The sequence below is a fragment of the Mycobacterium sp. H4Y genome (genome assembly GCF_000364405.1).
Taxonomy (GTDB): domain Bacteria; phylum Actinomycetota; class Actinomycetes; order Mycobacteriales; family Mycobacteriaceae; genus Mycobacterium; species Mycobacterium intracellulare.
Genome location: NZ_AKIG01000001.1, coordinates 1 through 26776, shown reverse-complemented (window position 1 = coordinate 26776; position 26776 = coordinate 1). Strand labels below are relative to the sequence as shown.

The following is a 26776-nucleotide window of genomic DNA, read 5'->3' as shown; positions in this document are numbered from 1 at the left end:
GCGACAAGCCACATGATGATACATGTGTCTCGGTATATGAGACGGCTAGTCGACGGGGACGCTGAGAATCGGGAGGTCGACACCCGCGCCCGGACCGTCGAAATGCCACCATTCGCCCGAGTACACCTTCAGGCCGCCATAGTTCATGGCGTTGCGCAGCGCGGCCCGATTCGCCCTCGCGTCGGCGCTGATGCCCTGGGTGTTGAACGCCGTTGCCCGAGAGGTGAAGTCGTCGAAGTCGGTGCCCATGTCGGCCAGGCACAGCCCACCCGCGTGTAGTCCCGACGTGCATGGCTGTTGCGGCGTCGTGAACGTCACGTCGACCGAGCGTCCCGACTCATGGCTGCGCGCATATTGGCCAGGTCGTGCCACCCAGGCCGGGTTGGGGACCAGGCTGAACATCTTGACCTGGACGTCGTGCGGCCGATAGCAGTCCCAGAAGACCAGGAGGTGGCCCTGCGGTCGCAGCGCGCCGGCCGCGGCGGCGAGTCCGGGCGCCATCGATTGGTGCACAAGGCATCTGGCGTCGGACGGATACAGCTGCGTGTGGGTGAAGTTGTTAGTCGTCGCGTAGCGCAGATCGAGCACGGCGTCGGGAACGACGGTGCGGACGTCGACGAAGCCGGCCGCCCGCGCGGCGTCGCCGACCGGCGGCACGTCGGGGCCCGCCGAGGCGCGAGGGGTATCCCAGGCCGGGCCGCATCCCAGGACGAGCGCGAAAGCGGCCAGCCTGAGCACCCCTGCGCGACGCATTGGGCCATTGTCCCGGTTGATCGGTCCGCGTCGGGTTATCTGGCCGTCGGGGCGCGCCTCATTCGCGTTCTGCCGTCGCGACGGCGAGCCAGTCGTCGTCCGCGAGCCGGCTTGCGCGCGCCGGGTCGTAGCGGCGCAACAGCGCGGGCACGGTCGCGTGGTCGCGCAGCTCGAATCCGTGCGCTGCCAATGTGGCGGTCAGGTCGGCCTCGGTGAAGTCGCTGCGATACGGTTCGCCGCGCCGGGCCACCATCCGGGTGATCCGGCCCGCGCTCTTCCACGGGGTGTCGGCGGTGACGACGCCCGCGGCGATGTGGTCCAGGACGAGGCGACTCCCCGGGGTGCAGAGGCCGGCGAGGTCGGCGAGGGTCGCGTCGATGGCGCCGCGGGTCAGGTAGGGAGTGACGCCGAGCCACACCACGAGGGCGGGCTGGTTGGGGTCGAAGCCGGCGGCCAGTAGTGCTTCGCGCAGCGCGTCCCGTTCCAAATCGCAGGCGACCCAATGGATTCGGCAGCTGTGCCGCGGCGCCAACAGCCGCTCGACGACCGGGCGCTTGTGCGCTTGAGTGGTTGGCGCGTCGACCTCGAAGATCGTCACCGGGGTCCCCGCGCGGCGAAGGCTGGTGGTGTCGAAGCCCGCGCCCAGCAGCACGAGTTGGCCGATCCCCGCGGCGATCGCAGCCTCACATGCGTCGTCGACGTAGCGCACCCGAAGCGCGATGTGGGCGTGCAGGCCTCCCCACAGGTGGTCAAATATCCGAAGAGCGGCGTCGGCGGCGCACCGATGAACCAACATGGCGCGCAATGCGGGGTGTTTGACGAAATGTCGGGAGTACGTGTCCTCCACGAGCCGCCGCCCCGGTGGCCGCAGCGTTTCCGCAGCGCGTTGAAACGCATTGACTTCGGCGGTCCAACTCGCCGCGCGATCGAGGCGCCGAGCGCCCACATCAACCATCGTCTCCCCTTTGCACCAAACACCCGGTGTTGACGCTATCCACCCCACCGGCCCATCGGTAAGGTCCAATTCGATGCCGAATTCGTGGACCAGTCGCGATACCGGAGTGGACCTGCACCTCGAACTTCCCCCGGGTCGGGGCCGGCGTGCGGCGCTCGAAGCCGCTCTGCGACAAGCCATCCGGGGTGGACGCCTCGCCGCGGGCGAGGCGCTGCCGTCCTCGCGTGCCCTCGCCACACAGCTCGGGCTTGCCCGCGGCACCGTCGTCGAGGTCTACACGCAACTGGCGGCCGAGGGATACCTCCGGACCCGTCCAGGCGCGGCCACCCAGGTGGCGGGCGGACCGCACGTTCAGGCACCGATCGAATCGATGCGGGTTACCCAGCGCTACGCGGCCGATTTTCGCCTCGGCCGCCCGGACCTCAGCATGTTCCCGCGCGCCGAATGGTTACGCGCGTTGCGCCGAGTCCTCGAGGCCACCCCCCACGCCGAACTGGGGCCGGCGGACCCGCGCGGGTCACCACGCTTGCGCGCGGCGCTGGCCAACTACCTGGGTCGAGTGCGGGGGGTGCTCACCACCGGCGAGCACATCGTCGTCTGCAGCGGGTTCACCCAGGGGCTCCGCCTGGTGTGCGAGGCGCTGGCCAACGGCGGAGCCCGGTCGATCGCGCTCGAGAATCCCTGCCTGCCCGACCATCGCGCGACGGTGGCGGCGAGCGGGCTCACCGTCGAGCCCCTCGACGTCGACCACGGGGGTGCGCGGCCCGAGGGATTCAATACGGCCGTCGCCGCGGCGGTGCTCACCCCGGCACACCAGGCTCCGCTCGGGGCGACGCTCGACGCCAACCGGCGCACCGAGTTCGCGCACATCGCCGCGACCCGGGGCGCGTATCTGACCGAGGACGACTACGACGGGGAATTTCGTTACGACCGGCACCCCGTGGGCGCGCTGCAGGGCCTGGCGCCCGAACACGTCGTCTACGCCGGCAGCGCCAGCAAGAGCCTGGCGCCCGGCCTCCGCCTCGGCTGGCTCGCGTTACCCGCCGCGTTGGTCGACGGGGTGGTCGAAGCCAAGCGCCGCGCCGATCGCGGAACCGACGTGCTCGCGCAGCTGACATTCGCGGAGTTGATCGAATCCGGAGCGCTCGACCGGCACATCCGGCGGATGCGGCGGCGTTACCGCAACCGCCGCGACGCCCTCGTCGTTACCCTCGGCCGCTGCGCCCCCGGGATGCCGGTGTTGGGCATCTCGGCCGGCCTGCACGCCGTTGTCGCGCTGCCCGAGGGCATTTCGGAGGCCGAGGTGTTGAGCGCGGCGCGCGGACGCGACATCGCCCTCACCGGGCTGACCCGGTTCTGGCACGGCACGGGCCGCCGCAGAGACGGAATCATCATCGGGTACGGGACACCGCCCGAACACGAATACACCACCGCCCTGGCCCGTTTGGGAGAGTTGATGTCCGCCGTCTCGGGCGTCAGTCGGCCGGGATGAAGTCGATGTGCAACTCCGTCAGGCCGCGCAGCAGGAACGTCGGCTCGTAGTGGTACTGACGGCCACTGGGCGATCCGTGCTTGGCCTCGCTGATCCTGAATTTGCGCGTGCGGTCCAGGAGGCGGTTGATGGTGATCTGTCCCTCCACCCGCGCCAGCGGCGCGCCCGCGCACGTGTGAATGCCGCGACCGAATGCGATGTGCTCGCGCACGTTCTTCCGATCGGGCCGGAACTCGTTGGGATTGTCGAACTTTCGCGGATCGCGGTTGGCCGCACCCAGACAGAGCATGAGGACGGTGCCAGCCGGGATGTGCACCCCGCCCAGGGTGGTGGTCTTCCGTGCCAGCCGGAAGTCCACCTTGGTGGGGCTCTGCATGCGCAGTGCCTCCTCGATGAACGTGCCGATCAAGCTTCGATCTGAACGCAGCCGCTCTTGCAGCTCGGGGTCGTCGCCGAGGACCTGCACCGCCGAGCTGAGCAGTTTGGTCACGGTCTCCTGCCCGGCCGCGAACAGGAACGTCGCCGGCCGGACGACCTCCAACAGCGGCGGGACCGAGCCGTCGGGGTACGTGGCGGTGGCCAGGCCGGTCAGCACGTCTTCGCGGGGTTGCCGTCGCCGGTCGGTGATGTAGGCGCTGAACAGGTCGTCGAGGTACTGCAATGGGTTGCTGCCCACCGGTTCGTGATCCAGCGCGCCCACTCGGGCGCCCGGCGCGTTGCCGGCCCCGAGATTGCGGCGGATCTCCGGGCGGTCCTCGTCGGGAACCCCGAGCAGATCGGCGATCGCCAGGGTGGCGAACGGCTTCGCGTACTCGCTGAGGAACTCGCAGTGGCCGTTGGCGATGAACTCGTCGAATTGCCGGTCGGCCAATTGCCAGATGTAGTCCTTGTTTTCCTGCAGACGGCGCGGGGTCAGCAGCCGGCCGAGTAGTGAGCGCGCCTTGTCGTGCTCGGGCGGGTCCATGACGACCATGTGCTCGAAGATCGGGAACTCGTGGCGATGCGCCTCGATCTGCTCACTGATGTCGTCGCCTTCCGGGGTGAACGGCAACGGCGGGAACGGACCACCGATCGCGTTGACCGCGGAAAACGAATCGACGTCTTTGAAGGCCGCCTGCACCTCCTGGTAGCCGGTGACGGCCACGACCCCGTAGTGCGGTTCGCGGAACACCGGTCCCTGGTTGCGCAGGTAATCCCAGTAGTCATAGGGGTCTTGCGCGACGTCGGCGTCGGTGAAGTAGTCGACGTTGGCGAGATCGGTCATGAGTCCAATTCCTTTTCCTGGCACCGGAAAGCGCAGTGCATCACGCTGATGTGTCGCCGGCGACGGCGCTGATGGCCTGGCGCGGACAGGCGGCCACGGCCGCCTCCACGCTGTGGCGCAACGCTTCAGCCGGTTGCTCGTCGCAGGTCGCGACGTCGTCACCCAGCTCGAAAACCTCGGGGGCAATCTCCACGCAGAGGGCATGCGCCTCACACAGGCGCGGATCCACCCGCACATGCATGCGAGCCGTCGTCACCGGCCCTCCAATCCCTTGTTTGCCGCTCCACAAACTGATCGATCGACCAAATTGTTAGGATGCGGTATGCCTACCACGGATCGCGCGGGCCGGTCAAGCAAAGCCGGCGCACCCAACCGCGCGGCGGCGCGCCAACCCAAGCGGAACCCCGACGCCGGCGCGCGCAGCAAGCTGATCGAGGCCACCGCCCGCATCATGCGCGAGGAAGGCTATGCCGCGGCCACCTCCCGGCGGGTCGCCGCCGAGGCCGGCGTCAAGCAGGCACTGGTCTATTACTACTTCCCCACGATGGACGACCTGTTCGTCGAGGTGCTGCGCGCCGGTGCCGAGACCGCGCTGACGCGCATGCGCGCCCTGCTATCCGAGGACGACCCGCTGCGAGCGCTGTGGGCGATGAACAGCGACACGGCGGTGACCGCACTCAACGCCGAGTTCATGGCATTGGCCAACCACCGCAAGGCAATTGGCGCCGAACTCAAGGCCTACGCCGAGCGCGTTCGTGACATCGAGACCGCGGCCGTCACCATGGTGCTACGCGCCAACGGAGTCGATCTCGAGGAATATCCCCCGGTCGCGATCTCGATGCTGATCGCGCAGGTGGCCCGCAGCCTGTGCAACGAGAGCGCCGTCGGCGTCACCCAGGGACACGACGAGCTGCGCGCGTTCGCCGAACGCCAGATGAGCCTGCTGACGGCGCCCGCGGCCGCGTCCACGCCCGGCCGCTAGCACCGGCCGGCGCCACCGCAGCGGCGACAGGACCGTTTCCGCATCCCGGCCACCGAGCGGGCGGTCGGGCACACGTCTGTTGACACTGCGCACGAATGATGCCAACCTTCCTGATCGATCGACAAAGAATTGTCGGCCACGTCTAGGTGAGGTGCAGTCATGGGTGGAAGAGTTGAGGGCAAGGTCGCGTTCATCACCGGGGCGGCTCGCGGCCAGGGCCGCAGCCACGCGGTGCGCCTGGCGCAGGAAGGTGCCGACATCATCGCGGTCGACATCTGCACGCCGATCAGTAGCAGCAGCGAGATCCCGCCGTCGACGCCCGATGACCTGGCCGAGACGGCCGACCTCATCAAGGGCCTGAACCGCCGCATCGTGACCGCCGAGGTCGACGTTCGCGATTACGACGCGCTGAAAGCGGCGGTGGACAGCGGCGTCGAGCAGCTGGGCCGGTTGGACATCATCTGCGCCAACGCCGGAATCGGCAACGGCGGCCAGACTTTGGACAAAACCAGCGAAGACGACTGGCGCGACATGATCGACGTCAACCTTTCCGGCGTCTGGAAAACCGTCAAAGCCGGTGTGCCGCACCTGATTTCCCAGGGTCAGGGCGGCTCGATCATTCTGACCAGTTCGGTCGGGGGCCTCAAGGCCTACCCGCACACCGGTCACTACATCGCCGCCAAGCACGGCGTGGTCGGCCTGATGCGCACCTTCGCCGTCGAACTCGGCGAGCACTTCATCCGGGTGAACTCGGTGCACCCCACCAACGTGAACACGCCCATGTTCATGAACGAGGGGACGATGAAGCTGTTCCGGCCCGACCTGAAGAATCCCGGCCCGGATGACCTCAAGGTGGCCGCGCAGTTCATGCACGTGCTGCCGGTCGGCTGGGTCGAGCCGGTGGACATCAGCAACGCGGTGCTGTTCCTGGCTTCCGACGAATCGCGTTACATCACAGGTCTTCCGGTCACCGTCGACGCCGGGAGCATGCTCAAGTAGGGGCTTCGCCCATCAATGGCGGCCGAGCCCGCCGTAGTCGTCGACCGCCCGCCAGCAGCGCCCACTGCGCTCTGCTGGCGCTTGGCGACCGTCCATGCAGCCGACGGGTCAAATGATTGATGGTGATCACCATCGTGGTGGCCAGGGGCGGGATCGAACCGCCGACCTTCCGCTTTTCAGGCGGTGGTGCGGCCTACACCGATGTGTTTCAGCCGGTCAGACCGGATGTGCGACCGGTATTCGGACGTGTCAGATCAGTCGGTCTGGCTCGCTGGCCCCATCTTGGCCCCATGGAACCAGCTTCCCGACTAAGCCCGGACGCCCGTCGCTCATGGTTGGCGAACGTGTTTACGCCTTTAGATGGGTCTGACCCTAGCGTGTACCTCAACGGCCTAACGTACATCACTATATCAGTGAGGTACTGGCTTTTATTGAGGTATGGTGGTAGTCATGGCGCACCAGGACAGGGCGGTCAGCGCGCTGGAAGGCGTGCTTCATACCGCGCTGCGCGCGCGTAGCGCTGAAGGTCCGAACCGGGATCTGATCGTGACGCTGGACAATAAGGATCTTCGGGTCCGCTGGCTAACGGTCGGCTGGCCGCAGCAGGTCGAAGCGGCCCTGCACGATAAGCCCAGGCCGGACGTGATCGCCGCGCCGCGGATGTCACCGGGAGCGCGCGCTGTCGCCATGAAAGCCGGCATCGGCTGGGTCGATGAATCCGGTGCAGCTGACATCGTCATCAGGGATTCCTCGGGGACGACGATCATCATCGACACAAAGGGCAAGCCCCCGGTGCCCCTGGACTCGCGCATCGGGTGGAGGCCAGCCACGCTCGCCGTTTGCGAGGCCATCCTCTCGGGACAGGCAAGCCCGACCGCGAACTCGGTTATAGACGCCACCGGGATATCAATGGGCAGCGCGGTGACTGCGCTGAAATTCCTCGAGAAGGACGGGCATCTGGTCAGCTCGGCTGCGCGTGGTCCCAGTGCGGCGCGGCGCGTCGCGGATCGCGACGAGTTTCTCGACGCTTACGCGACGGCGGCCGAGCGGCTGCGCTCCGCGATTTCCATCCGCGTCGGTGTGCTGTGGCGAGATCCCGCCGCCGGGGCGATCCAGACCGGTCAGCTCTTGGAAGCTGCTGATATAGATTGGGCTGCCACAAGCGCACTTTCGGCGAGCATACTTGCGCCGATGCAGACCGAGGTAGCGCCCTTGGAGATCTATGTGGCGGGCAAGACGTGGAGTGATGTTCGCCGAGCCGCGTCGGCCGCTGGCCTCCAAGAGATGGATGGTGGCCGCCTGGTGCTGCGCCCGTTCCCCACACCGGCCGGTGCGAAACTCACCGAGACGATCGCCGACGGCTTTCGCTCGGTGCTGTGGCCTCGCGCGTACGCCGACCTCCGAATCAGTGGGGTGCGCGGCGAAGACGCGGCCGAGCACTTGCGTGAGGAGATGACGACACTATGAATGCCGACGTAGGACAGGTTCGGACCGCCGCGGCCAGGCGAGCAGCTGAACTCGCACTGGTGCGCGTGGTGCATCACTACGGGGGACGCCCAGAATTCGTGCTTCTCGGGGGATTGGTGCCCGCCCTGCTGTGCTCGAACTCGTCGAAGCGTCACGCGGGGACGTCCGATGTCGACGTTCAGGTCAACCTGGAAATTGCCGGTGGCTCAGTTCAAGCGGCGCGCTTGGAAGAGGCGTTGCTCAATGCGGGGTTTGAGCCTGATGACGAACGGGTGTGGCGATGGGAGCTAAACGACCCCGAGGGCGTGCGCGCTACGATCAAGTTCGAGCTGCTGGCTGATCTCGACGATGAGCCGAACAACGCGACTGTCGAGTTCACCGGCTGCAAACAGCTCGGGGCAGCGAACCTGCGCGGAACTGGATACGCCGCAAGAGACGTCGTGATTCAGAAGATCCAGGCAATCGACCACGGGACGCGGCGCGAGGCTGAAATCAAGGTCACCGGATTGGCCGGTTTCCTCCTCGCGAAGGTGGCTGCGGCTCACGGCCGCCGCAAAGAAAAGGACTGGTACGACATCGCATTCGTGTTATTGCACAACAACCACGGGGACGCTACCGCAGCGGCTGAACGCGTCTTGGAGGTTTTTGGTCTGCCGACAGGAGAGGTGCGCACCCAATTGCTAGACCTGCAAGCGAATTTCGCCGATTCGTCCGCCCAGGGCTCTCTCGCGTACGTCAAGCAGTTCATCGAGAACCACCCCGACGAAGACGCTGAGACCGTGGCGACCGACGGTCAGCTCGCGATCGCGGCATTCACTCAGCGCCTGCTGCGCTGACCCGCTGATCAAAGTGTCGTCCCAGGAACGGTACAAGGTCGGGGCAAAGTTGCGAAAGTCGCGAACAGCACCTGACTCACAGTCGCGTAGAGCGCTCACCGCGATTGGCCTCTGCACCGTACGTCGGCGTGTCGGATACGGACCTGCGGATCGTGGCCAACGCGAGCGAAAGCACTACCGAACTACGACTGCCGTCAATTTACCCAGGCTGTGTGCGGGCTCCCGATTGCGCAGGAGGCTTCGGCCACTTGAGGATTCGGATGCTGACTGACTGGTAGTCGGGGTTGTCGGGATCCGCCGTGCTCATGAGGTCGGCGACAGCCATCCCGTTTCCCGCGGTGTGGGGGCCGAATTGGCGGTAGTCGAAGCCCTCGGTATCGAAGTAGGTGAACTCAGGTCCCCCAGTCCCGCCAATGATGTTGCTATCGACTTTCGTCATGATCCTGCCGCCGTTGAGGTGCGCCAAGATCCGCTCACCGAAGGTTGTGCGGGGAATCGTGACGGCCATCGCGTCGGTACCAACCCTGGAGTTTGTCTTGGCGATGCTGCGCTGCACCGCGACCATCAGCTTAACCGCGTAGGTCACACCTTCGGGTTTCGGCTTCCGAAGCGCGCGCGGTACACGTTGGATCAGCATCTGATGCTGCCACTTCTCGGTTAATCCAGCTCCGGTGATCCGGTAACCCACAGCCCTCCCCTGTAGCCTGCTAACTCGCTTGACGGTGAAATTCGTGGGGTCCCCGGGCATGGGGCCGCCAGCCTCAAAGTTGGCGATCTCGGCGACCAACGGGTCGGTGCGGCCGTCGAAACCCGCGACCAGGATGCCGAGCCGCTTATCGGGCCATGCCTTGGGCAGCTTGCCGACCCGTTCCGAAGCGACGCGGGCTAGCGCCGCAACTCCATCTTCGAATAGGCCGTAATCACAAATCGTTTCGGCAATCCATTCCGACGTCGACCTCCTCTGCGCGCGATCAATCCGGGCAAGGCCGGTGAAGCCGATCGAGAAGTTGAAGTTCCAGCAGACGAGCTTCGTGTACTGGTCATCGACCAGCATGCCAGTGGCGGCATTCGTTAACCGACGATCAGCGACCTGGATGATCAGGTCGTCGGTGATCAGGGTCTGGATGAGCGTCACCCCGACACCCGGGCGATCCTGATTTGGCGGATTTCGCGCCGTAGGGCAAGGTCGCAGCCGATGGTGCGGTCATCCCACATGTCGGCAACACTATTCGCCGACACCGACAAGTTCGGTGATCATGCCAGCCCAGCCGTCGCGGCGGCCATTTTTCTATACAGCGTTGGGCCTCGAGCGGGAAGGTACTCATAAACCCGGCGGCATCTCGTCGTCCGGGGCAGGTGATGCCGGTGGGCCTCTCAGCCGTCGATGTCGCTACCCTCGCGGAGCTGCTGCGAAGGAGCCAGTCCGGGAAATGACAGCGGGTCGACCACAGCATCTACAAGCCGCACCGGTTCCCGGTCCCTTATCAGTGACGCCTTACCGTGCCTGCAAAACGCCTTCGTTTTTGGGCGCCGCCGTTCCGTACACTTCCAGCAGACGGGGATTTCAAGCTGCGCTAGTGCTCGACGATCATCGGGCCGCCCTCGACGTAGTCCGCCTGGCGCAGATGCGCGGCGATTTCGCGGAGCGCCTTGGCGTAGCCTCTCTGGAACTCTGCACCTGAGGTTGTCGCGTCCGCGTCGAGCCGGTCGGCCCATCCTGCGATGCTGCGCGCTATGCGCAGATGGTTGATGTACAGCGCGGGCTGCTCGCTGAGGACCCTGTTGATTTTCTTCGGGTCGTAGGTAGCGAGGTTGCTGTCGTCGAAGTTGAAAATGTCAGGTGCGGGCACGGGTTCGAGCGTAGGCGGTCTTTCGAGCCGCTATCAACGTTGCAGAGATGATTTCCGCCAGGGTGGTATGCCTGTCTGGCCGTACAGTGCTCGCTGTAGGCGGCCGAGCGCCGGTGGCGGCGTCTCCGTGTGGTACTCGCGATACACATTGAAGGCCACCATGACGTTGCCCATGAACTTGCTGTCGTCGTCGAGGCCCCTCATTCCCTCATCGAGGTATTCGTGGATTTCTTCGCCGGTCGCTCCTTCGGCGAGGCGCTTGTTGATCTCGCGGTACATCATCAGCGCCCATGAGGCACTAATTCGTGCGCGGTGTCTGTGGAACCAGAGTTCGCGGAATGCTCTGAGTTCAGGCGTGACGTCGACGTCGGTGAAGTAGGTGGAGGAGCCGGCGGGGATCTTCCAGGCCGAACGCCGCTTCGATCGTGTGGCCCATTTGCGGCCTACCGCGTGGGCTGATCCGCGCACGGAGATGGCGCCGGTGCCGTGGTTGTGGGCGGCGAGAGTTGGCCACAGGTAGAGCTCCGCAGTGACATGGCCGCCGGGCTCGAGGCGGATGGGGTTCGACAGGTCGAGCTTCAGATCCTTCGGATCGGTTTCTTTCTGAAGAAACTGCCAGGGCTGGAGTGTTGAGCGCCGTCGCCTTGGGGTCCAGCGATAGCGGCGCCGGACCTCGTAGGAGATGTTCTCGACCGAGACCGCTGTGCGGCCAACGTTGGTGACTCTTATTCGGCCATACTCGATGCCGAACGAAGACATGCGGTCCATCCCGGATCGGGCGATGTCTGTGAAGGCGGGCCGTCCACGTGCCATTGTGCTCCACGTTTGTCGCCCGCCCTCATCGGCGTAGCAGAACACCAGCTGGACCTTGAGCCGCGCTCCGGAGAGCTTGTAGAGTGCGAGATTGGCCAGGAAACCGAGGAGCGCGACTGCTGCGCTGCAAATCGAGACGATGAGCGCGGCGACGGACGTGCCGCTACTGGGATCAAGCACAGAGTCCGAGCCTACGTCGCGGGAGGGTATTCGCCGTACAGCCACGCTCGTCGCGTGCTCGCACCCATTCGTGTTGTTGGTCGGCGCGCACCGCGGCAGCCGCCTTCTCCGCTTCGTCCGCGTCGAGCGCCGCCTGCTGGGGCACCAACATCCCCAACGTCTACTTCCATGCCGCAGCCGCGGCAGTCAGCAGCGCGATTAGACACGAGAACTTGGCCAGGAATGCCGGTCCGCGGCGGTGTGGAATTCGAGTCACCCGAACACTATTCGGCACGGGAGCGGGAGTACGCATCGATCACGAAGGGGCTACGTAGGGCAGGCGCGCCGGTCACTCTGAAAACGGTGACTCCGAAAACGGTGCTGCGTAAGATGCGCAGGGGTGTAGCGTGATTCAAGGCTGCCGTTTTCCCGGAGGGTGAGGCGGGTTGGCTCAAGAAGAAGTCGTTGATGACACCGTTGCGTTGAATCCGGTCGTACCGAGCCAGGCTATCCTCGCGGTAGTCTTCCATGTGCGTCGGTATCGTCGCACCCATTAACAGTGCTTTCAACGCCTCATTGAGGCACCGGTACGCCAGCGTCTGCGCAAAAATCGATACCGATTGGCAACCGGCTTCTGAGACAGGCCCTCCGTGAATCGCACAGTTGCGCAACCGCTTCAGTCGACGCAGCTGGCGGTCGAACGTCTCGCCTTCTGCATCTAGGTGCCTGGACATCGAAGTCGGAGTTTCCAGTATGCTTTCGAGCTCTCCCAGTCCTCTCGCTAGCCTGTGGTCGGCGTCGGCATAGATCTTGTGCAGTTCGACGACATGGCCAGCCGCCGCGACGCGGTCGTATGCCGTGTGCGGTCCCATAGAACTCTCTATCGCGGAACGAATTTGGTTGATGCGCTGCCTCAGGGCAGCATCTGGCTTGATGTCATTCACGCACCACTTGATTGCGAGTATTGAGAAGTTATTTATGAAATGAATTACACGACTGCGACTTTGGGCCTTCTTGAAGTAGTCAGACACGAAGTCGGACCAGTACGTCTTCCCACCGGTTGTCCAGGTGTTCATGTGCTCAATAGCGCGCACCGCGGCCATGACCGTAGCCTGAGGACCTTCGCGTACCGCCAGCGACAACGTCCTGTCCATCGCAATGACATCCTCAAGATCATGGAGAGAGCCCGCATCAAGCGTCCGCTTGTTCGGCGCCATCTGCTCGACGTCGTAGCCGAAGCGATCGTGATCCGGGTAGTACATGTCCGGAATGTCTTCCTTTGGGCCCCAATCAAGGAGGGTAGAAGGACTTCTGCCGACAAAGAGAATCGCTCCGTTCATGGTCTGCCAAGAGCCCTTCTCGGTTCGGTTTGCCACCTTGAGCGCCTCAACGAGCGACCTGGCTCGGGATTCTGCTGCGTGGATCTCAATGTTAGGCAATACGACTCGCGCATACGCCTGGCGCCAGTCTGACTCCCAGGCCTGGTCGCCTTTGCGCAATGGGGCCGCCTCGGCTGGGGGGAGGTTGAGCAGCTCCACCGGCGAGACCTTGAAATTGCCAGCCGTTGACGGATCTCCGATCGCAGAAGTTAGAAATGCAGCGTTGTAGAACGTGACTTGGCCATGGCTAACCTCATTCTGCGGCAACGTCGCAGGTTCGAGTCGTAACCAGACGATGCAGTCGGCGCGTTCAGGCTCGCGAGTGAGAACGTTGCCACAAAGCTGCAATCGTCGCCAAAGCGGTTCCTTGCTTTTGTCTTTGGTGAGTGTCGGAGCATGCTGGACCCCAGCCTCCGTGTCGAGCTCCTCCTGGACCCTGTCGAAGGAGTTCCCAACGAGGCCGCGCAAGTCTGCGAATAGGCCGAACGGCCCAAATACATCTAGGTTTCTGCGCTGGGCAATTGCGGCAAGCGTGTCCCGGCGGAATGCTATCTGGTCCACGGGACGCTTCACATTGTCAGCGGACGTCCAAAGGTCGTGCCATGCAGCGAGAATAGCTCCATGGGAGGCTAATTCGACGCTGAGCTGTTCGAGGCCTAGACGGATAGCTTCGCGCACATTGACGTCGAGAGTAAAGTGAACTTCTACTTTTGTCGTAGGCGGATGGGGGATCAACTTCTCCAGGCGTGAAGTGACCGATTGAGCGATGCCATCAGAGACGTTGTGCGGTAGTAGCTTTCGTAGGAAGGTCGCGATGGGCGATGCTGGCGTTGCGGGAGGAGTCGACGTTATGAGCATTGGAAACAGTAGTTCGATCTGAGCCGTAATCGTCTCGACATGCCTGGTCAACTTTGGTCCCGTCTCTTTGACGCTGGCGCTGAAGTCAGCCATCACCTGTTTCCAGTCGGCATACTGCTGTGATACGAACTGACGGCTATCGGTTATCCAGTCGGTGAGGTCTGCCGATGCGGCCGGCAACGTCATGGTGGCACCCGTGCTTGTGATCGGTTTGTCGTACTGAAGCTGCAGATTGAGTTCGTCGACTAACAGGCGCTCATTCGTCATCTTAAAGTTCGCCATGATTCACACCTCATCGCCCAGGCAACGCGGACGGCCTTAGTTCGAGGTTGTCGCGGTCTGGTGCTTCAACCGTGCCAGCCCTCTTCTTGCCTTCGCCGATACTCGTCCTCGAGATAGCTGTCGATTTCGTATTGCTCGCGCGCGTCGATTTCTTCCTGCGTGGCCTCGAGAGTGATGTCACGAACATCGTCCATACCCTCAAGATCGAGTAAGTCGGCAGGTAGTGCCAAACGGCATACCCCGCAAGCAAATTGGCGGGCCTCGATAGTCACATCGACGAGGTGCCAGGCATCATGACCGATGTCGTCAGTTTCAGTGTACATCGTGCCCCGGTGTGTCACACCGTAGCCGAGCCATCCGTTGTATCCGCACGCTGGACATTCACGTCGCTCAGGATCGTAGTCTGGTGCGCTACTCATGGCCGGATCGTCGATCCCGGGGTCTCGGTCGGCGAGTTCTAGGAGTGCGTCGTCGCTGAAGCCCATCTGTGTTAGACGATCGAAGATGCGCCTGGCGGCGGCTTTAAGCTCTTCTAGCGCAAGCATTCTAGCCTGCTGCACCTCTTTGAGTCTCTCGTCGACCTGAGCGAGCAAGTCTGCGCCCCAGAAGGTGGCTCGGTCGAGAGTGGCGTCATGGGCCGCGATGACTCCGAGAATTTCCTCGTTCAACCGGGTCATGATCGTGAGCGCTTCATTGAACGCCGTGTTATCGACCTGACCGCTATGCAGCGCGAGATTTCTTACGGTGAGCACCTTTTGGTCCGCTTGAGGGTTGAAGTTCACTGAATGTGAGTGCTTCAAGATCAGCAAACAGTCCCCAACCAGTTTCGTCTTCGCTTCGTGCGCCGACATACCCGGCACCTGCACGCCCGAGTACATCAGGAGAGTCCTGGGATCCTTTTCAGCGATCAGCGTCGGTGAGATTAGTGTGAGTGCCGCCTTCGCCAACAGTTCAACGGAGGTGCCTATCGAGGCGGCTCGGTCGAGCTGATCGAGCGGTTCCTCAGCGGCGGCCAGCGCGCGTCGGGCGTGCATAGCCGCCACGGTGAACAAATGCTTCGGGAGATCCTCATGGGCTAGCCCGCGCCCGATGCCGGGCCATATCGTCCGTGTCGGCGACGGTGATGACGCTACTGGTGTTGACTGCGGTGCCGGTGGCGTCGTCACTGTGCACCCCGAGACCAAGAAAGTCGCTCGTCGAGTAGCCCATTTACGCTCGTAGGTTCACCGCCGTGCTCGCGGACCGACCAGCGCAACGCCTTCGACAGCCGGCGTTCCTCATCGATCGCGTCGAGATCATGCATAGCCGCTAAGCCTAACGGTGTCAGCGTGTTGGGTGTCGGAAATATTCGGGCGCACCGCGCGCCACTGAGGAAACCCAAAGTTTGATGCTCTGCATGAGCGGCCCTGACCGTGAGGCCGCGCCGAGCTGCGGCACGGTCGTGAAGAGCAACCACGACGGTTTCGTGCGTGCAGAGCAGGCATCGTCAGCGACTTCTACTGCGACGAGGCTGAACCGCCCGACTACTGCTGGGTCTGGATCGAGTGCAAAGGATGGGCCGGAGTCCCAGGGATTCGTCCGGCATACGCCTTCCCGGTGGTGTAGCACATCTGATCAGCGGGGCGAAATGCGCCGCGGCACACAGCTTGTCGGTACCCGCGCGCAGCCTCGAGCCGGTGATGACCAACATCGCCGAACTCGCGGCCTGCGGGGGTTTCCTGGAAGTCGCGGTGGCCGGCCAGATCAGTCACTGCGGCCAGCAATAGTTCAACGAGTCGGTGGCCTCTGCTCAAAACCGCTACCTGACTAGGAGATTCGCCTGGGACAAGCCACCGCGGGGCATCGATCGCGGAATTGATGGCCGCGACCCTCAGCCACTGGGCGCTGTTGGCGTTCCACCCACCTGGAAGCCCCAGGGAAACCGCTTCCGCCGCTTGCGGTCGGCGGCGGCCGATCACGAACCGGGACCGCCGGGACATCATGCGGGTGCCGTTCTAGAACATCGCGGTGACCACCGCGAAAATAGTTTGCGCCGTCCCTCCTTTACGGAGGATCATTGTCGACGTTCAGCCATGCGCAAGAGGGGATGGGGCTGTTGCCCACTGCCTACGGAGTCCGCGCCGGCGTCGTCTGGCCCAGCGATCTGGCCCTGCCGTCCAGGCCGCCAGCTCTCGTGTACCTGGACACATTCGCCTACATCAACCTGGCGAAAGTCGCGGTGGGGACCGCTCCACCCGGCTACAAGGACCTCTTCGCGGCCTGTCGGCAGGCGCTGGCCGACGGCCGCGCGATGTTCCCGCTGTCGTCGACGCACGTCCTGGAGATCTACAAAATCGCCAGCGTCGCGCAGCGCCGGGACGTCGTAGCGGTGATGGAGGAATTGTCCGAGTTCAACTTCCTCCTCGGACGCCCCCAGATCATGGAGCTCGAGTTCGAAGCCGCGCTCAACGATCTGCCGACCATGACGATCGCCCCGCAGGGCCACATCCCGCTTGTCGGAACGCACATGCTGCATGCATTCGGCAAGAAGGGCGGCATCGTCTTCGACGGAACCACCGCAGAGGAAGCATCGTGGTGGGCCGAAAAGATCTGTCACGACATGGGTATAGACACAGGCGCTGACCCAATGGCGAGCCTGAATCGGTGGGCGATGCGCCAGTTGGTCACCGGACCCGACGACCACGATGACCCCGCCCTGCTCCGGGCCGGATACAGCCTCGACGGCTGGCGCGACATGCTCAAGCAGCGGGCCAAGCGGGAGAACGACCTCGTCAGCAAGCTGGATGCGGATCCAGCGCTTCGGCAGACTAAGTTGCGCGACGTGATCAACGCCAACGAGCTGTACGTCGAGCTCGGACACCTGGTCGACCGGGCCCAGACAGCCACGGGACTGGCGCTGTCCCAGATTCTCGAGATCCAGGATCCCCCGAAGTCTGAATGCCTCGCCAAGATAAGGAATTTCAACGACGGGATGCCCTCAACCCGCGTCGCCGCGTCGGTAAAGGAGCGATACCACAGCGATCGTCGCCACGCATGGACGACGAACGACCTTCAGGACATCGACGCCCTCGCGATCGCGATGCCCTATTGCGATGCGGCCTTCATCGATAAGGCCGCCCGAAACCAGCTGGTGAGCAGCCGCGAGCTCAAGTTCTTCGAGACTTTCCTTCCTCGGCGCCCAGGGGATCTGATGGACTGGCTTGCCGGTCTGCCGACGCCGTAGGCGGCTAGCACTCGCGCCAATGTGAGTAGAAAGCCGCTGTGCCGCTTGGCCTTCTAGCGTTTGATGCCTGACCTATCCCACTCCGCGTCCACCCCGGACCCCTCGATACATCAGGCGCTGGCCGAGTCCAACAATCCTTGGCGTTCACCCGCGCAGTATCTTGAGGCGCTCCGCGCAGCCAATGCCCACGAAGATGCACGGGCCGACCGGTGACAAGAATCAACTGCGATGCTCCGGAGGGCCCGGTAGGCAGTCGATACGTCACTGTGACGCTTATGTACGGTCAATCCTGCTGTGTGGCATCATGTTTCGCGAAATTAGATAGATATCCTATTGTTATTCGATCACGAGCTACCGCTTCCGGCATCGCCCATTCACTGCGGGGCTTGCAAGCAAACTCTCCCACTACCGAGCCGTTTTCATTGCTAGGCAACATTGTTAGCGATCGCAATGCTGTCAACCACGCGGCCGGGAAGGTCGTTGCGGATTCTCCGGCCCTCGGCTGTGGAAAGAAAACTCGTGAGCAAATCGGGACGTTCCGGGGCGCCGAGTGGTACCGGTTCGAGGCGACGCCAGCCCCGAGCTGACACCGTTTTGACGGCAGTCAAGTAGGTGCGCTCATTCATACGGCCAAGAGTGCGCGCTCGCATCAGCAGTGCTGCGAGGGACACCTGCCAGCACTGCTTGAGAGCGAACAGTCGTGGCCAATCGACGGTTGTTGGTAGTTGATCGCGAATCTCATTGGCGGGCATCAGAAAAGCCGCGGCGAACTGATGTGCCTGGGTCTCGACTTGCTTCATGCCCCAGATCTGTTCACCGTGCATGACGAGGTGGCCAAGCTCGTGGGAGCCATCAAAACGGGATCGCGCCCGATCAGCCTTGTCGCTACCCAGCACCACCACCGGATGATCGGGAAAAGGCAGCGAAAATGCATCGACGTCGGCGCTGTCGAGCGGAAGCCGTGTGACGACGATGCCATGCGCTTCCAGAAGTCGCACCACGTCATCAATGGGACCGCGTGGCAGATCCCATGAAATGCGAACGCGGTGCGCGATGGCTTCAATGTCCTCGATCGGAGCATCTAGGGCCGTTACCCGAAGCTTGGGAACGTCGAGCGATGGAAATCTGCCGGCTGCTGCCGCGGCGGTGGCCAGATCATGCGCGACATGGGCGACAGCACGTGCCCGGCGACGATCCGTCACGTTGGTACGGCGTAGCGCCCTGAAAAAGCCTTCGTGTGTTTCGGCGAGAGGGCGAGCGAAGAATCCCACCGGCACGGCCAAGGCGGCACCCAGTGCACCAAGGGTTTCCGGGCTGGGCCGAGTTGCCCCACTCTCGAACTGGCTAATCGCCGCCGGGGACAAGCCGACCTTGGTAGCTAACTGGTTCTGACTGAGTCCGATCAGCTCGCGGCCGACGCGGAGCCGGATCGGTTCGAACGTCGATGCATCCATTAGTCCTGCACTTCACTGCGTGAAGGCTACTGAGCCTCGCATGAGTACATCCTAGCTGCAGGTTCGTCGCGATTCGCGGATTCGCCCTCAGAACTCGATACAGAATAATATGTGCTAAAATTAAGTGCAGGATATACCAAGCGCCCTGGGGAGGCAGCATTGACGACACCGATGCCTGACCCCCCGATGACCCCTGGCCGCTTCCAGATCCTGTCGCTGGATGGTGGAGGCCTGCGCGGCATGTACACGGCCGCGGTGCTGGCGCGCCTTGAAGAGGACCTCGGGATCCGCATCGTTGACCACTTCGATCTGATCGCCGGAACCTCCACGGGTGGCATCATCGCGCTGGGCTTGGGCCTGGGTATGACACCGCGCGACATCCTGGAGTTCTACGTCGCACATGGTCCACGGATCTTCCGGGACCGGACCCGGCTGCGGTCGCTGAGACGGATTTCGCGCACGAAATACTCCGCCGCGCCGCTGCGCGCCGCCCTTGGAGAGGTTCTCGGCGATCGCCTGTTCGGGCACAGCACGAAGCGATTGCTCATCACTTCGTACGACATCGGTGTCGATGACGTCCATCTGTTCCGCACGCCACATTTGACAACGCTGGTCCGCGACTGGCGTGAGAAGGCCGTCGATGTCGCCATGGCCACCACGGCTGCCCCTACGTACTTCCCCGGCAAGGCGCTCGCCGGCGCGCGGCTGATCGACGGCGGTATCTGGGCGAATAACCCATCCATGGTGGCTCTCACTGAGGCCATTGGCCCGCTCGGCTTACCCCTTGAGGCTGTGCGCATCTTCAGCGTGGGCACGACGACCGACCTGCCCCACCGCAGCCGGCGGCTCGACCGAGGCGGACTCATCCCGTGGGCCCTCGACGCCGTCGATGTACTCATGCGTGCCCAAAGCGACTGCGCCACCAAGCAGATCCGCCACTTCCTGGGACAGGATCATGTACTGCGGGTCAACTCCACCGTGCCGACCGGGCTCGTCAAGCTCGATTCGGTCGACGCGGACGGCCTAATTGGCCGAGCCGGACACGAAAGCCGCCTCACATCACCGGAATTCACCCGAACCTTCGCCGACCACGCAGCCCCCCAATACATCCCGTACCACTCCCCCAAGGAGAAATAAACATGGACACCATGGAACAGATGCTGTCGATGCTGCTCAGCGGCGCCGTCGAAACCCTCGACATACCACCGCATCTCCAGGCCCTCGCCATCGCCAGCTATGAAGAGGTCGGGAACTGGCTGGCCGAGCATGGCGAACACCGCTGCCGGGTATACCCGCAAGGCTCATTCCGCCTCGGCACAGTCGTGCGGCCGCACAGCCTCACCGGCGACTTCGACATCGACCTGGTCTTCTTGATGCTCCTCGCGAAGGAAGCCACCACCCAGGCGCGCCTCAAACAAGACGTCGGCGACCTCCTACACAGCTACCTGGACTGGAAAGAACGCAACGGGCACCCTGGCGGGCTGAAGACCTGCGAATCCCGACGGCGCTGCTGGACACTCGATGACCCCGTCAACGGGTTCCACCTCGACGTCCTGCCCGCAATCCCCGATCTCGAGTACCTGCCCACCGGCATCCTGCTGACCGACAAAGAGCTGTTCCACTGGCAGCACAGCGACCCGATCGGCTACGCCAACTGGTTCCGGAGACGGTCACAGGAGCTGCAGAACAAGGTGATCACCGCAGCAGCCCAACGCGGCGTCGACGTGGAGGACGTCCCCATCTGGGAATTCCGCACCACCTTGCAGCGCGTCGTACAGGTCCTCAAGTGGCACTGCATGCTCTACTTTGCCGACGATCCCGACAACCGTCCTCCCTCGATCCTCATCACTACACTGGCCGCCAAGGCCTACCGCGGGGAAACGGACCTATTCACTGCCACACGTAACGCGCTGGCCGGCATGAACCGCTACATCGAGGACCGCAACGGCGTCAACTGGGTCGCCAACCCCGCCCACGAGGAAGAAAACTTCGTCGACAAATGGAAGGAGTACCCGGAACGCCGAAAGGCGTATTACGCCTGGCAACGCGACCTCGCCGACACCCTGGACGACGCACTGAGCCTGCGGGGCAAGGGATTGCAGACCGTCGCCTCCCAGCTCGCGCAGAGCTTCGGCGCTGAGCCCATACGGCAGTCGACCCTGAAATACGGCCAGCGGATGCGCGGCCACACCACAAACCGATCACTCCGCCTCGGCACCACCGGACTGCTGGCACCCAGTGCGACGGGGATCGCCGTCCCTCCCCACAACTTCTATGGCCAGCACCCCGACCCGAGCCATTAACCTGGCGCAACACCTCGTCGCTGTACGATTAGCAATCCCCGACGCCCGCGGACGGATCAAGCGCGGTCAACTCGACTGCATCGTGCCGATCCAGCCCACCCCGGCGAGCCAAACCTACAGTGCACGAATGCAATACACGCACTGGACACCGCCCCACGTCCATATCGTAGAACCGACTCTCGCACTCCATCCCGGCGCGACCCACCTGCCCCACGTCTATTCGGGCAACGAACTCTGCCTCTACTTTCCTGGCGAATGGCAGCACGGCATGCTCCTCGCTACCACTATCGTGCCATGGACAGCCGAATGGCTACTCCACTATGAAATCTGGCTTGCCACAGGCGAATGGACCGGTGGCGGTTACCATCCCACCCGAGCCGACAGAGCAAGCCGATTCGGGTAAACGCCCACCGAGCTATAGCATCGAAAACGTCAAGAGTTCCTCGCGATTCTCTGCGCGCTGGCGGTCTGTCGTGGGCGCCGGTCAGGCGTCCGTCTTCTCCCATTTTGCGAAGACTTCGCCGTTCGTTCGCTTCAAGCGAATCGGAACCTTGACCGGTTTGACGGCGAGGCCGGGATGGGGTTCAGGTGCCCGCCGAGTCAATTGTGTGACAACAGCTTGCCCGGTGCTCACGAAGTAGGTGGGTCGAGCGCCGTGGATATGTGGGCGCATTTCGCCCCAAGGGTCGATTGCGACCCAGAAGGGCATTCGATGCGTGGCTTGAACCCAACTGCTGACCGGATCTCCGTCCAGGTAAAACTCGGGCCGTCCGCGAGTGGTTTGCCTGAGCCCGAGGAGAATTTGGATGTACGTGTAGAAGTCGCGCTCCTGATTGGTGTTGATCGTGCCGACGAGTTCCCAGTGTTCGCCTGGGGATTGGCCGTCATACTCGATTCGCGCGAAAGTGGTCGACACCCACACCTGCGGAGTAGTCATGTCACCATTCTGCCGGGTGAGTGAGCGATTAATCCGGCAAGTCCAGTTAGATATGGATCATGGAATACCGCTGTTATCCATGAAAAACAGCTCCACAACGGATGACCAACGCCTATTCCAGGTTTGAGCCGTTGTCCGTCACGTAATTCCCTGGCACTGGCCGGATCTCGGCTCAGCCTGAATCTCGGCACGATTCAACCGAGCACAATTCTGCCCAGTCTGGATCTGCGCCATAGCGTGGCTTGAACGAGTTCTCGCGGCGGCGCCGCGCGGCGGAGGCGACGAGGAGCAGCAGCAGCCCGCAGAGGCACGCCGTCGCGGCAAACGGGCGCGGTGTATCGGTGCCGGACGCTCACGTTGGCATCCACCACACCAATGGGGTCCCCACACATCGCTTTCAGGCAGGGCCAGCGCCGACCTCAAACCGTTGCTGCAGGGCGATGGGCCATGCGGGAATCACGGTGACCGCCGACACCTGCGCCGACGGGCAATTCGACAGCATTGCCGTGCGTCTGACTCGCTGGTTGACCTTCCGCCAGACGGCAACCAGGTCGTGCGGCCCCAACCTGGCCCCATTTGGCCCCATAGAAGGACCGCATGGCCGCCCCGCCGGCGCCACGTTCATACTCTTATACGCTTCTCACCTGCGTAAACAATCCGGTGGCCAGGGGCGGGATCGAACCGCCGACCTTCCGCTTTTCAGGCGGAGTTCTGGCCTACACCAATGTGTTTCAGCCGGTCAGACCAGAAGCGCAACCGGCATTCGGACGTGTTGGATCAGTCGGTCTGGCTCGTTGGCCCCATGTTGGCCCCATGAGATAACCCAATCTGCGTGGCAAGCCGATCGGGTTACTTGGTCGGTAGAAGCGGACTTGGGCGAAGTCTTAGTGCGATGGTTTTCGCTTACCGAACAGAGCGCGGCGGTCCCGGCGGATCTCATAGAGACGCCAACTGAACTATCGACCGCAACTGAAAGGCTGGATGCAGTCCAATTTGCTTGCGTGTGGTCCGATGGGCACCACCGCGCGCATCCCAATCTAGAGCAGTTTCACCGGCGCTGGCTCAAGCACTAGGCCCCACGGCGTGGTGACGTTGAGGAGCGGTTCGGGCGGCGGGTCGGTGAGCGCGATGGGGTCTCCGGCCAAGCTCGCGGTGCCGCGCCCCTCGAAGAGTGCGACGCAAGCGTTGCCGTCCAGGCGGGACGGGAACCGGACGGCGCCGGCGCCTCGGTCAAAAAGGTCCGCGGCGATCGTCTGCGTGATGGCGCGGCGACTGGTGGTGATCTCGCGCAGATCGAGGTGCTGCAGGTCGTGCTCGAGCAGCAGTTCGACGTGGCGATCCTCGATCTCCTGGCGTGTGGGCACGTCGGTGAGATCGATCAAGGGGCCATCGAGCTTCAGGACTGTGGGAACGAGGGCGTGCTGTATGCGCCACTGCGCAGTGACCGGCTTCTCAGTGAAGTCTTGGGCAGCCTCAGGTCCGTAGCGCTCAACATGGCGGCGCAGCGCGCCGAGGTTCGGCCGGAAGTCGGCTAGCACCTCGCGAAGACACGTTTCCGCCAAGTCAGCACAATAGAGCGTGCGGAACCGGCGGTAGACGTCGTCGAAACGGTGACTGAACTGGTACAGCTCCAGCGGAGTGAAGCCGAGCGGGTCAGCGTAATAGCCGACCCGCCACAGGGTTCGCCCCTGCTCGGGCGCCGCGATCACGACTGGAAGCTGGCGACCTGCCGTGCAGCCCGGACAACCATCGCGAACTCCGCGGTGTCGACCGCCGCACCGAGCACCTCGATCGGCGCGCGATCGTCCAAGCGCGTGTTGGTGCCAAACAGCCACGCCCGCGCCGTCTTGTCGTCGTAAGCATCGACGAGCATCCTGACGACCTTGTAGCCCTCACGTAACCGGCGCTCGGTCGCGCCGTGAGGTTCCGGGCCGCCCTTGCGCGCGTAGCGGCCGATTTGCTTGGCGTCAGCCAAGCCCGCCATCGCCGCCGCGACGCGCTGGCCGACGGCCTCTTGCAGATACGCGGCGATCTCGCGGATCGAAAGCGTCGCTGCCTCATCATCAAGCCGCTGCGCCGCAGAGACGGTCAAGACTGGCATATCGCACCTCCACGTTGATCTACCTGAGACGCTACCACATAAACACCTGAGAACACACCCTGAAGCTACACCTGATAGCCACCAGGCCTGGCCTACGGTTCGCGGTTGGAGCCGTTGAATCAGCATGTTCGCGCAAAAATGCCGCCAACGACGCCGCTCACTGGCCACGATTCGACCTCTAAGGTATGAGCTAACCGGTCACCGTCTCCTCCAGTGCGCACGGTCTCATAGCTGCACGTCAGCGAGGTTCAGCCGTTCCCGCTGTGACGCTCCGTCCCTCTTGTTCGCATCGGTTCCACCGTGTTCTGTGGCCAAATCCGTGGCCATTCCAACAGCCATAAGTGGGCCCATGCGCAACCCGCGGCGCGAGCCGTCGCGGGTGACACGATTACAGATAAGCCGCGAACGTCACCACGAGAAGATCGGCGAGCGCGTCCGAGCCACCTAGGCGTAGAGACTCATCCACCGTGCGATGGTCGGCTCCATGCGCTCGGGCACGAGCGAATCCGCGTCCCGTTGATCCCGCCGTACGTTCCTGTCGGGGTCGCTGAGCAACCAGATGGTTCGCGCCGATGTCTCCATCGCCGAACGGCATAGTTGCATTATGGACGACGCGTAGAGGTTCCTCGTCGTCGTCCGTTGATCTACGAGCAACGCGGCCGCGTACAGGTTCTCCGTGGCGCTCATCATCGGAATCAAACACTCCTCGGTGACCGCTGTCCGTTATAACCGGATCTGGGGCATTCTCAATGAAGGCGAGGTCAACGCACTATCTGAACGATATCGTGATAGCATCGCTCTGTGGCGCAGATTCTCATCCGTCAACTTGAGGACGACACCAAGGCCAAATTGCAGCGACTAGCCCGTCAACACGGTCGCAGCACCGAGGAGGAGGTGCGCGAGATCTTACGGAACGCAGTCCGGCACGTCGATAATCCGCCTGGGCGGCTCGGGTCTCGTATCGCGTCACGCTTCAAAGGCGTGGGCCTGACCGAGGACATACCCGAACTGCGGGGACAGCCCGTCCAGCCGGCACAGTTCAACGAATCATGATCGTGCTGGACACCAATGTGCTCTCCGCGTTGATGCGGGACACACCCGATCCGGCCGTCGTGGAATGGCTCGATAATCAGCCCACCGAATCAATCTGGACGACATCGGTAACAGTATTCGAGATACGCACTGGAATTGAACTTTTGACGCCAAGCCGCCGACGCAAGCGGCTCGACGAGATCTTTTCTCAACTCCTCGACGAAGACCTTGATGGTCGTGTGCAATCCTTCGACCTGACGGCTGCGTTTGCCGCTGGGACCATCGCCGCCACCCAACAACGAGGTGGGCGTGCGGTGGAAATTCGTGATGTGCAGATCGCCGGCATCGCCGCGTCCCGGCACGCAACTGTGGCTACCCGCAATACTCGCCACTTCGACGGAACGGGCGTCGACCTGGTCAACCCCTGGGACTGACGTCGTGCCCCAGATTCATTGAGAATGCCCCAGATCCAGTGATAACGGACAACCGCCGCATCCCCCGCCGGCACTAAGGGATACGCCTCCTTAAAAGCGGCGTCGTCGCCGACAAACGGGCTCCCCGGCTCAGGATGGTGCGGGTGCAGTCCCCACTGCCGCAATTCCGCGCACGCTTGGCACGGTTGCCGATGCGGTCCAGCACGCCGTTCGTCGCCAAATTGACCAGTGCTTCTATCATCTGCTGATCCGGCTGCATAACGAGTCTCCTATTACAACACCAAACACGCCCTGGCTGCGCGGTACGTTCACAATGCACCTGTCCAACGACAAGTCCGGGGTGTTCAAGGGCGCGCCGGCCATTGAGTAACAATTGCGACGTTGCATTTCGTAAGGCGGACGCCCGCGTTGGAGTCTGGGACCTAAGGGGACAATCGGCTTCCCACGCAGCGACTTCCACGTCAGGCAGCGGATTATCGAAGGTGTCGGAAACTGAGAGATTCTGTAGCTGGCCGAATTGACGCGGTGTGTTTGTTGAAGCTTGCATATCGGGCGGCGGTGGCTCGTCCCAAGCCTTCGCCATCAACGTCGGATCGTCGAGGTCTCGGCAAGCGTCGGCTGCTCGGCGGAGCTGTTCCGCTGTCATCCGTTCTGCAGGCTTGTGCCGCGGTGCCTTATCGGACATTGGTGACCCTGAAGATCTCTGATCGTAAGCGGATGGGCGTAGGTTGAACTCTATCTTGGTGGTCAATTCGTCACGGTGCCAGTTCTCCCCAGTTGCGTCCAGCAGAGTGGTGTACGAGCCGGTGATGACCGGCGTGTCGTAGCCGGATGAATGAAGGTCATCGCGTGATTCTTCGAGGGACCGACCAAAGTCACTCGAGCAAAGGAATCAACGCGATGACCATTGCCCACGATATCGACCTGTCTGCCGTGCTGGCCGAACGACTCACCACCACGCACCCTGATGTGCTGCGCGAGTTGTTGGCCGCCTTCATTCACGCCCTGATGGGCGCCGAAGCCGACGCGGTGTGCGGTGCCGGCTACGGCCAGCGCAGCAGCGAGCGCACCAATTCCCGCAACGGGTATCGGCACCGCGAGTTTGACACCCGCGCAGGCACATTGGATCTGGCGATTCCCAAGCTAAGGCAAGGTTCGTACTTCCCGGACTGGCTGCTGGAACGGCGCAAACGCGCCGAGCGG

25 protein-coding genes and 2 tRNA genes are annotated in these 26776 nt (G+C 63.2%); 11 read left to right on the top strand and 16 right to left on the bottom strand.

Going from position 1 to position 26776, the window contains the following annotated elements:
* Positions 1 to 45: 45 nt before the first annotated feature.
* Both W7U_RS00130 and W7U_RS00125 read right to left on the bottom strand, forming a co-directional pair.
* Entirely contained in the window at positions 46 to 753 is a 708-nt protein-coding gene (locus tag W7U_RS00130) for a M15 family metallopeptidase (protein ID WP_036428444.1), read from the bottom strand.
* Between the two features lie 58 nt (positions 754 to 811).
* Positions 812 to 1699: an SAM-dependent methyltransferase gene (locus tag W7U_RS00125; RefSeq protein ID WP_008253536.1), complete on the bottom strand. Its 888-nt coding sequence runs from the start codon at positions 1697 to 1699 to the stop codon at positions 812 to 814.
* A 115-nt stretch (positions 1700 to 1814) separates the two neighbouring features.
* On the opposite strand from W7U_RS00125, the gene W7U_RS00120 reads away from it, so the two are divergent.
* Positions 1815 to 3200: a PLP-dependent aminotransferase family protein gene (locus W7U_RS00120; protein WP_008253534.1), complete on the top strand. Its 1386-nt coding sequence runs from the start codon at positions 1815 to 1817 to the stop codon at positions 3198 to 3200.
* On the opposite strand, the gene W7U_RS00115 is transcribed toward W7U_RS00120, so the two are convergent.
* The gene (locus W7U_RS00115) at positions 3184 to 4464 is read right to left on the bottom strand and encodes a cytochrome P450 (protein WP_008253531.1); all 1281 of its coding nucleotides are present in this window, start codon (positions 4462 to 4464) and stop codon (positions 3184 to 3186) included. The two genes, W7U_RS00120 and W7U_RS00115, sit on opposite strands and share 17 nt — an antisense overlap.
* 40 nt (positions 4465 to 4504) lie before the next feature.
* Complete coding sequence (locus W7U_RS00110) at positions 4505 to 4705, bottom strand: ferredoxin (RefSeq protein ID WP_008253529.1); 201 nt, start codon at positions 4703 to 4705, stop codon at positions 4505 to 4507.
* A gap of 186 nt (positions 4706 to 4891) precedes the next feature.
* Between W7U_RS00110 and W7U_RS00105 the strand changes: the two genes are divergently transcribed.
* Together W7U_RS00105 and W7U_RS00100 are read left to right on the top strand one after the other, a co-directional pair.
* Entirely contained in the window at positions 4892 to 5446 is a 555-nt protein-coding gene (locus tag W7U_RS00105) for a TetR/AcrR family transcriptional regulator (protein ID WP_085976839.1), read from the top strand.
* Between the two features lie 159 nt (positions 5447 to 5605).
* Positions 5606 to 6445 carry a mycofactocin-coupled SDR family oxidoreductase gene (locus W7U_RS00100; RefSeq protein ID WP_008253525.1) on the top strand — a complete coding sequence of 280 codons (840 nt, stop codon included), beginning with the start codon at positions 5606 to 5608 and terminating at the stop codon, positions 6443 to 6445.
* 135 nt (positions 6446 to 6580) lie between these two features.
* Here W7U_RS00100 and W7U_RS00095 read toward each other — a convergent pair.
* A tRNA-Phe gene (locus W7U_RS00095) sits at positions 6581 to 6645 on the bottom strand.
* A 250-nt stretch (positions 6646 to 6895) separates the two neighbouring features.
* On the opposite strand from W7U_RS00095, the gene W7U_RS00090 reads away from it, so the two are divergent.
* Complete coding sequence (locus tag W7U_RS00090; RefSeq protein WP_036429123.1) at positions 6896 to 7912, top strand: hypothetical protein; 1017 nt, start codon at positions 6896 to 6898, stop codon at positions 7910 to 7912.
* Positions 7909 to 8748: a nucleotidyl transferase AbiEii/AbiGii toxin family protein gene (locus tag W7U_RS00085; RefSeq protein ID WP_069433435.1), complete on the top strand. Its 840-nt coding sequence runs from the start codon at positions 7909 to 7911 to the stop codon at positions 8746 to 8748. Before W7U_RS00090 ends, W7U_RS00085 begins: the two co-directional genes overlap by 4 nt.
* Positions 8749 to 8947: 199 nt before the next feature.
* Here the strand turns inward: W7U_RS00085 and W7U_RS00080 are convergent, their stop codons facing one another.
* The 5 genes from W7U_RS00080 to W7U_RS00060 form a co-directional block, all read right to left on the bottom strand.
* Positions 8948 to 9883 (bottom strand): hypothetical protein, encoded by a 936-nt coding sequence (locus tag W7U_RS00080; protein ID WP_008253501.1) that lies wholly within the window; start codon positions 9881 to 9883, stop codon positions 8948 to 8950.
* A gap of 439 nt (positions 9884 to 10322) precedes the next feature.
* Positions 10323 to 10598 (bottom strand): hypothetical protein, encoded by a 276-nt coding sequence (locus tag W7U_RS00075; RefSeq protein ID WP_008253499.1) that lies wholly within the window; start codon positions 10596 to 10598, stop codon positions 10323 to 10325.
* 33 nt (positions 10599 to 10631) lie between these two features.
* Positions 10632 to 11591: a hypothetical protein gene (locus W7U_RS00070; protein ID WP_008253498.1), complete on the bottom strand. Its 960-nt coding sequence runs from the start codon at positions 11589 to 11591 to the stop codon at positions 10632 to 10634.
* Positions 11592 to 11854: 263 nt separating this feature from the next.
* The gene (locus W7U_RS00065; protein ID WP_008253497.1) at positions 11855 to 14089 is read right to left on the bottom strand and encodes a hypothetical protein; all 2235 of its coding nucleotides are present in this window, start codon (positions 14087 to 14089) and stop codon (positions 11855 to 11857) included.
* A 65-nt stretch (positions 14090 to 14154) separates the two neighbouring features.
* Positions 14155 to 15141 carry a hypothetical protein gene (locus W7U_RS00060; RefSeq protein ID WP_008253496.1) on the bottom strand — a complete coding sequence of 329 codons (987 nt, stop codon included), beginning with the start codon at positions 15139 to 15141 and terminating at the stop codon, positions 14155 to 14157.
* Between the two features lie 1004 nt (positions 15142 to 16145).
* Between W7U_RS00060 and W7U_RS00055 the strand changes: the two genes are divergently transcribed.
* Positions 16146 to 17312: a hypothetical protein gene (locus tag W7U_RS00055; protein WP_136244620.1), complete on the top strand. Its 1167-nt coding sequence runs from the start codon at positions 16146 to 16148 to the stop codon at positions 17310 to 17312.
* Positions 17313 to 17737: 425 nt separating this feature from the next.
* Here the strand turns inward: W7U_RS00055 and W7U_RS25115 are convergent, their stop codons facing one another.
* Positions 17738 to 18766 (bottom strand): XRE family transcriptional regulator, encoded by a 1029-nt coding sequence (locus W7U_RS25115; RefSeq protein ID WP_008253494.1) that lies wholly within the window; start codon positions 18764 to 18766, stop codon positions 17738 to 17740.
* Between the two features lie 159 nt (positions 18767 to 18925).
* On the opposite strand from W7U_RS25115, the gene W7U_RS00045 reads away from it, so the two are divergent.
* Complete coding sequence (locus W7U_RS00045) at positions 18926 to 19903, top strand: CBASS cGAMP-activated phospholipase (RefSeq protein WP_151458148.1); 978 nt, start codon at positions 18926 to 18928, stop codon at positions 19901 to 19903.
* Between the two features lie 2 nt (positions 19904 to 19905).
* On the top strand, positions 19906 to 21069 hold the full coding sequence (locus W7U_RS00040; RefSeq protein WP_008253492.1) for a nucleotidyltransferase: 1164 nt from the start codon (positions 19906 to 19908) through the stop codon (positions 21067 to 21069).
* A 484-nt stretch (positions 21070 to 21553) separates the two neighbouring features.
* On the opposite strand, the gene W7U_RS00035 is transcribed toward W7U_RS00040, so the two are convergent.
* The 4 genes from W7U_RS00035 to W7U_RS00025 form a co-directional block, all read right to left on the bottom strand.
* The gene (locus tag W7U_RS00035; protein ID WP_036428428.1) at positions 21554 to 22006 is read right to left on the bottom strand and encodes a hypothetical protein; all 453 of its coding nucleotides are present in this window, start codon (positions 22004 to 22006) and stop codon (positions 21554 to 21556) included.
* A gap of 661 nt (positions 22007 to 22667) precedes the next feature.
* Positions 22668 to 22726 (bottom strand) — tRNA-OTHER (locus tag W7U_RS26360).
* A 317-nt stretch (positions 22727 to 23043) separates the two neighbouring features.
* Positions 23044 to 23715 carry an RES family NAD+ phosphorylase gene (locus W7U_RS00030; RefSeq protein ID WP_007168496.1) on the bottom strand — a complete coding sequence of 224 codons (672 nt, stop codon included), beginning with the start codon at positions 23713 to 23715 and terminating at the stop codon, positions 23044 to 23046.
* Positions 23712 to 24107: a hypothetical protein gene (locus W7U_RS00025; protein ID WP_007168495.1), complete on the bottom strand. Its 396-nt coding sequence runs from the start codon at positions 24105 to 24107 to the stop codon at positions 23712 to 23714. The genes W7U_RS00030 and W7U_RS00025 overlap by 4 nt, the downstream gene beginning before the upstream one ends.
* A gap of 801 nt (positions 24108 to 24908) precedes the next feature.
* Here W7U_RS00025 and W7U_RS00015 point away from each other — a divergent pair.
* Complete coding sequence (locus tag W7U_RS00015) at positions 24909 to 25160, top strand: ribbon-helix-helix protein, CopG family (protein WP_007168493.1); 252 nt, start codon at positions 24909 to 24911, stop codon at positions 25158 to 25160.
* Positions 25157 to 25573, top strand: coding sequence for a type II toxin-antitoxin system VapC family toxin (locus W7U_RS00010; protein ID WP_007168492.1), 417 nt, complete (start codon positions 25157 to 25159; stop codon positions 25571 to 25573). The genes W7U_RS00015 and W7U_RS00010 overlap by 4 nt, the downstream gene beginning before the upstream one ends.
* A gap of 73 nt (positions 25574 to 25646) precedes the next feature.
* Here the strand turns inward: W7U_RS00010 and W7U_RS26035 are convergent, their stop codons facing one another.
* Positions 25647 to 25832, bottom strand: a complete 186-nt coding sequence (locus tag W7U_RS26035) for a hypothetical protein (protein WP_132160383.1) — start codon at positions 25830 to 25832, stop codon at positions 25647 to 25649.
* A 641-nt stretch (positions 25833 to 26473) separates the two neighbouring features.
* Here W7U_RS26035 and W7U_RS00005 point away from each other — a divergent pair.
* On the top strand, positions 26474 to 26776 hold a 303-nt coding region (locus W7U_RS00005; protein WP_008253483.1), incomplete at its 3' end, for an IS256 family transposase.

Excerpts from the sequence above, each read along its gene's own strand:
- W7U_RS25115 (WP_008253494.1), bottom strand. The coding sequence starts at position 18,766 with ATGGATGCATCGACGTTCGAACCGATCCGGCTCCGCGTCGGCCGCGAG.
- W7U_RS00130 (WP_036428444.1), bottom strand. The coding sequence starts at position 753 with ATGCGTCGCGCAGGGGTGCTCAGGCTGGCCGCTTTCGCGCTCGTCCTG.
- W7U_RS00025 (WP_007168495.1), bottom strand. The coding sequence starts at position 24,107 with ATGCCAGTCTTGACCGTCTCTGCGGCGCAGCGGCTTGATGATGAGGCA.
- W7U_RS00010 (WP_007168492.1), top strand. The coding sequence starts at position 25,157 with ATGATCGTGCTGGACACCAATGTGCTCTCCGCGTTGATGCGGGACACA.
- W7U_RS26035 (WP_132160383.1), bottom strand. The coding sequence starts at position 25,832 with ATGCAGCCGGATCAGCAGATGATAGAAGCACTGGTCAATTTGGCGACG.
- W7U_RS00040 (WP_008253492.1), top strand. The coding sequence starts at position 19,906 with ATGGACACCATGGAACAGATGCTGTCGATGCTGCTCAGCGGCGCCGTC.
- W7U_RS00090 (WP_036429123.1), top strand. The coding sequence starts at position 6,896 with ATGGCGCACCAGGACAGGGCGGTCAGCGCGCTGGAAGGCGTGCTTCAT.
- W7U_RS00085 (WP_069433435.1), top strand. The coding sequence starts at position 7,909 with ATGAATGCCGACGTAGGACAGGTTCGGACCGCCGCGGCCAGGCGAGCA.
- W7U_RS00100 (WP_008253525.1), top strand. The coding sequence starts at position 5,606 with ATGGGTGGAAGAGTTGAGGGCAAGGTCGCGTTCATCACCGGGGCGGCT.
- W7U_RS00110 (WP_008253529.1), bottom strand. The coding sequence starts at position 4,705 with ATGCATGTGCGGGTGGATCCGCGCCTGTGTGAGGCGCATGCCCTCTGC.
- W7U_RS00115 (WP_008253531.1), bottom strand. The coding sequence starts at position 4,464 with ATGACCGATCTCGCCAACGTCGACTACTTCACCGACGCCGACGTCGCG.
- W7U_RS00035 (WP_036428428.1), bottom strand. The coding sequence starts at position 22,006 with ATGACTACTCCGCAGGTGTGGGTGTCGACCACTTTCGCGCGAATCGAG.
- W7U_RS00065 (WP_008253497.1), bottom strand. The coding sequence starts at position 14,089 with ATGGCGAACTTTAAGATGACGAATGAGCGCCTGTTAGTCGACGAACTC.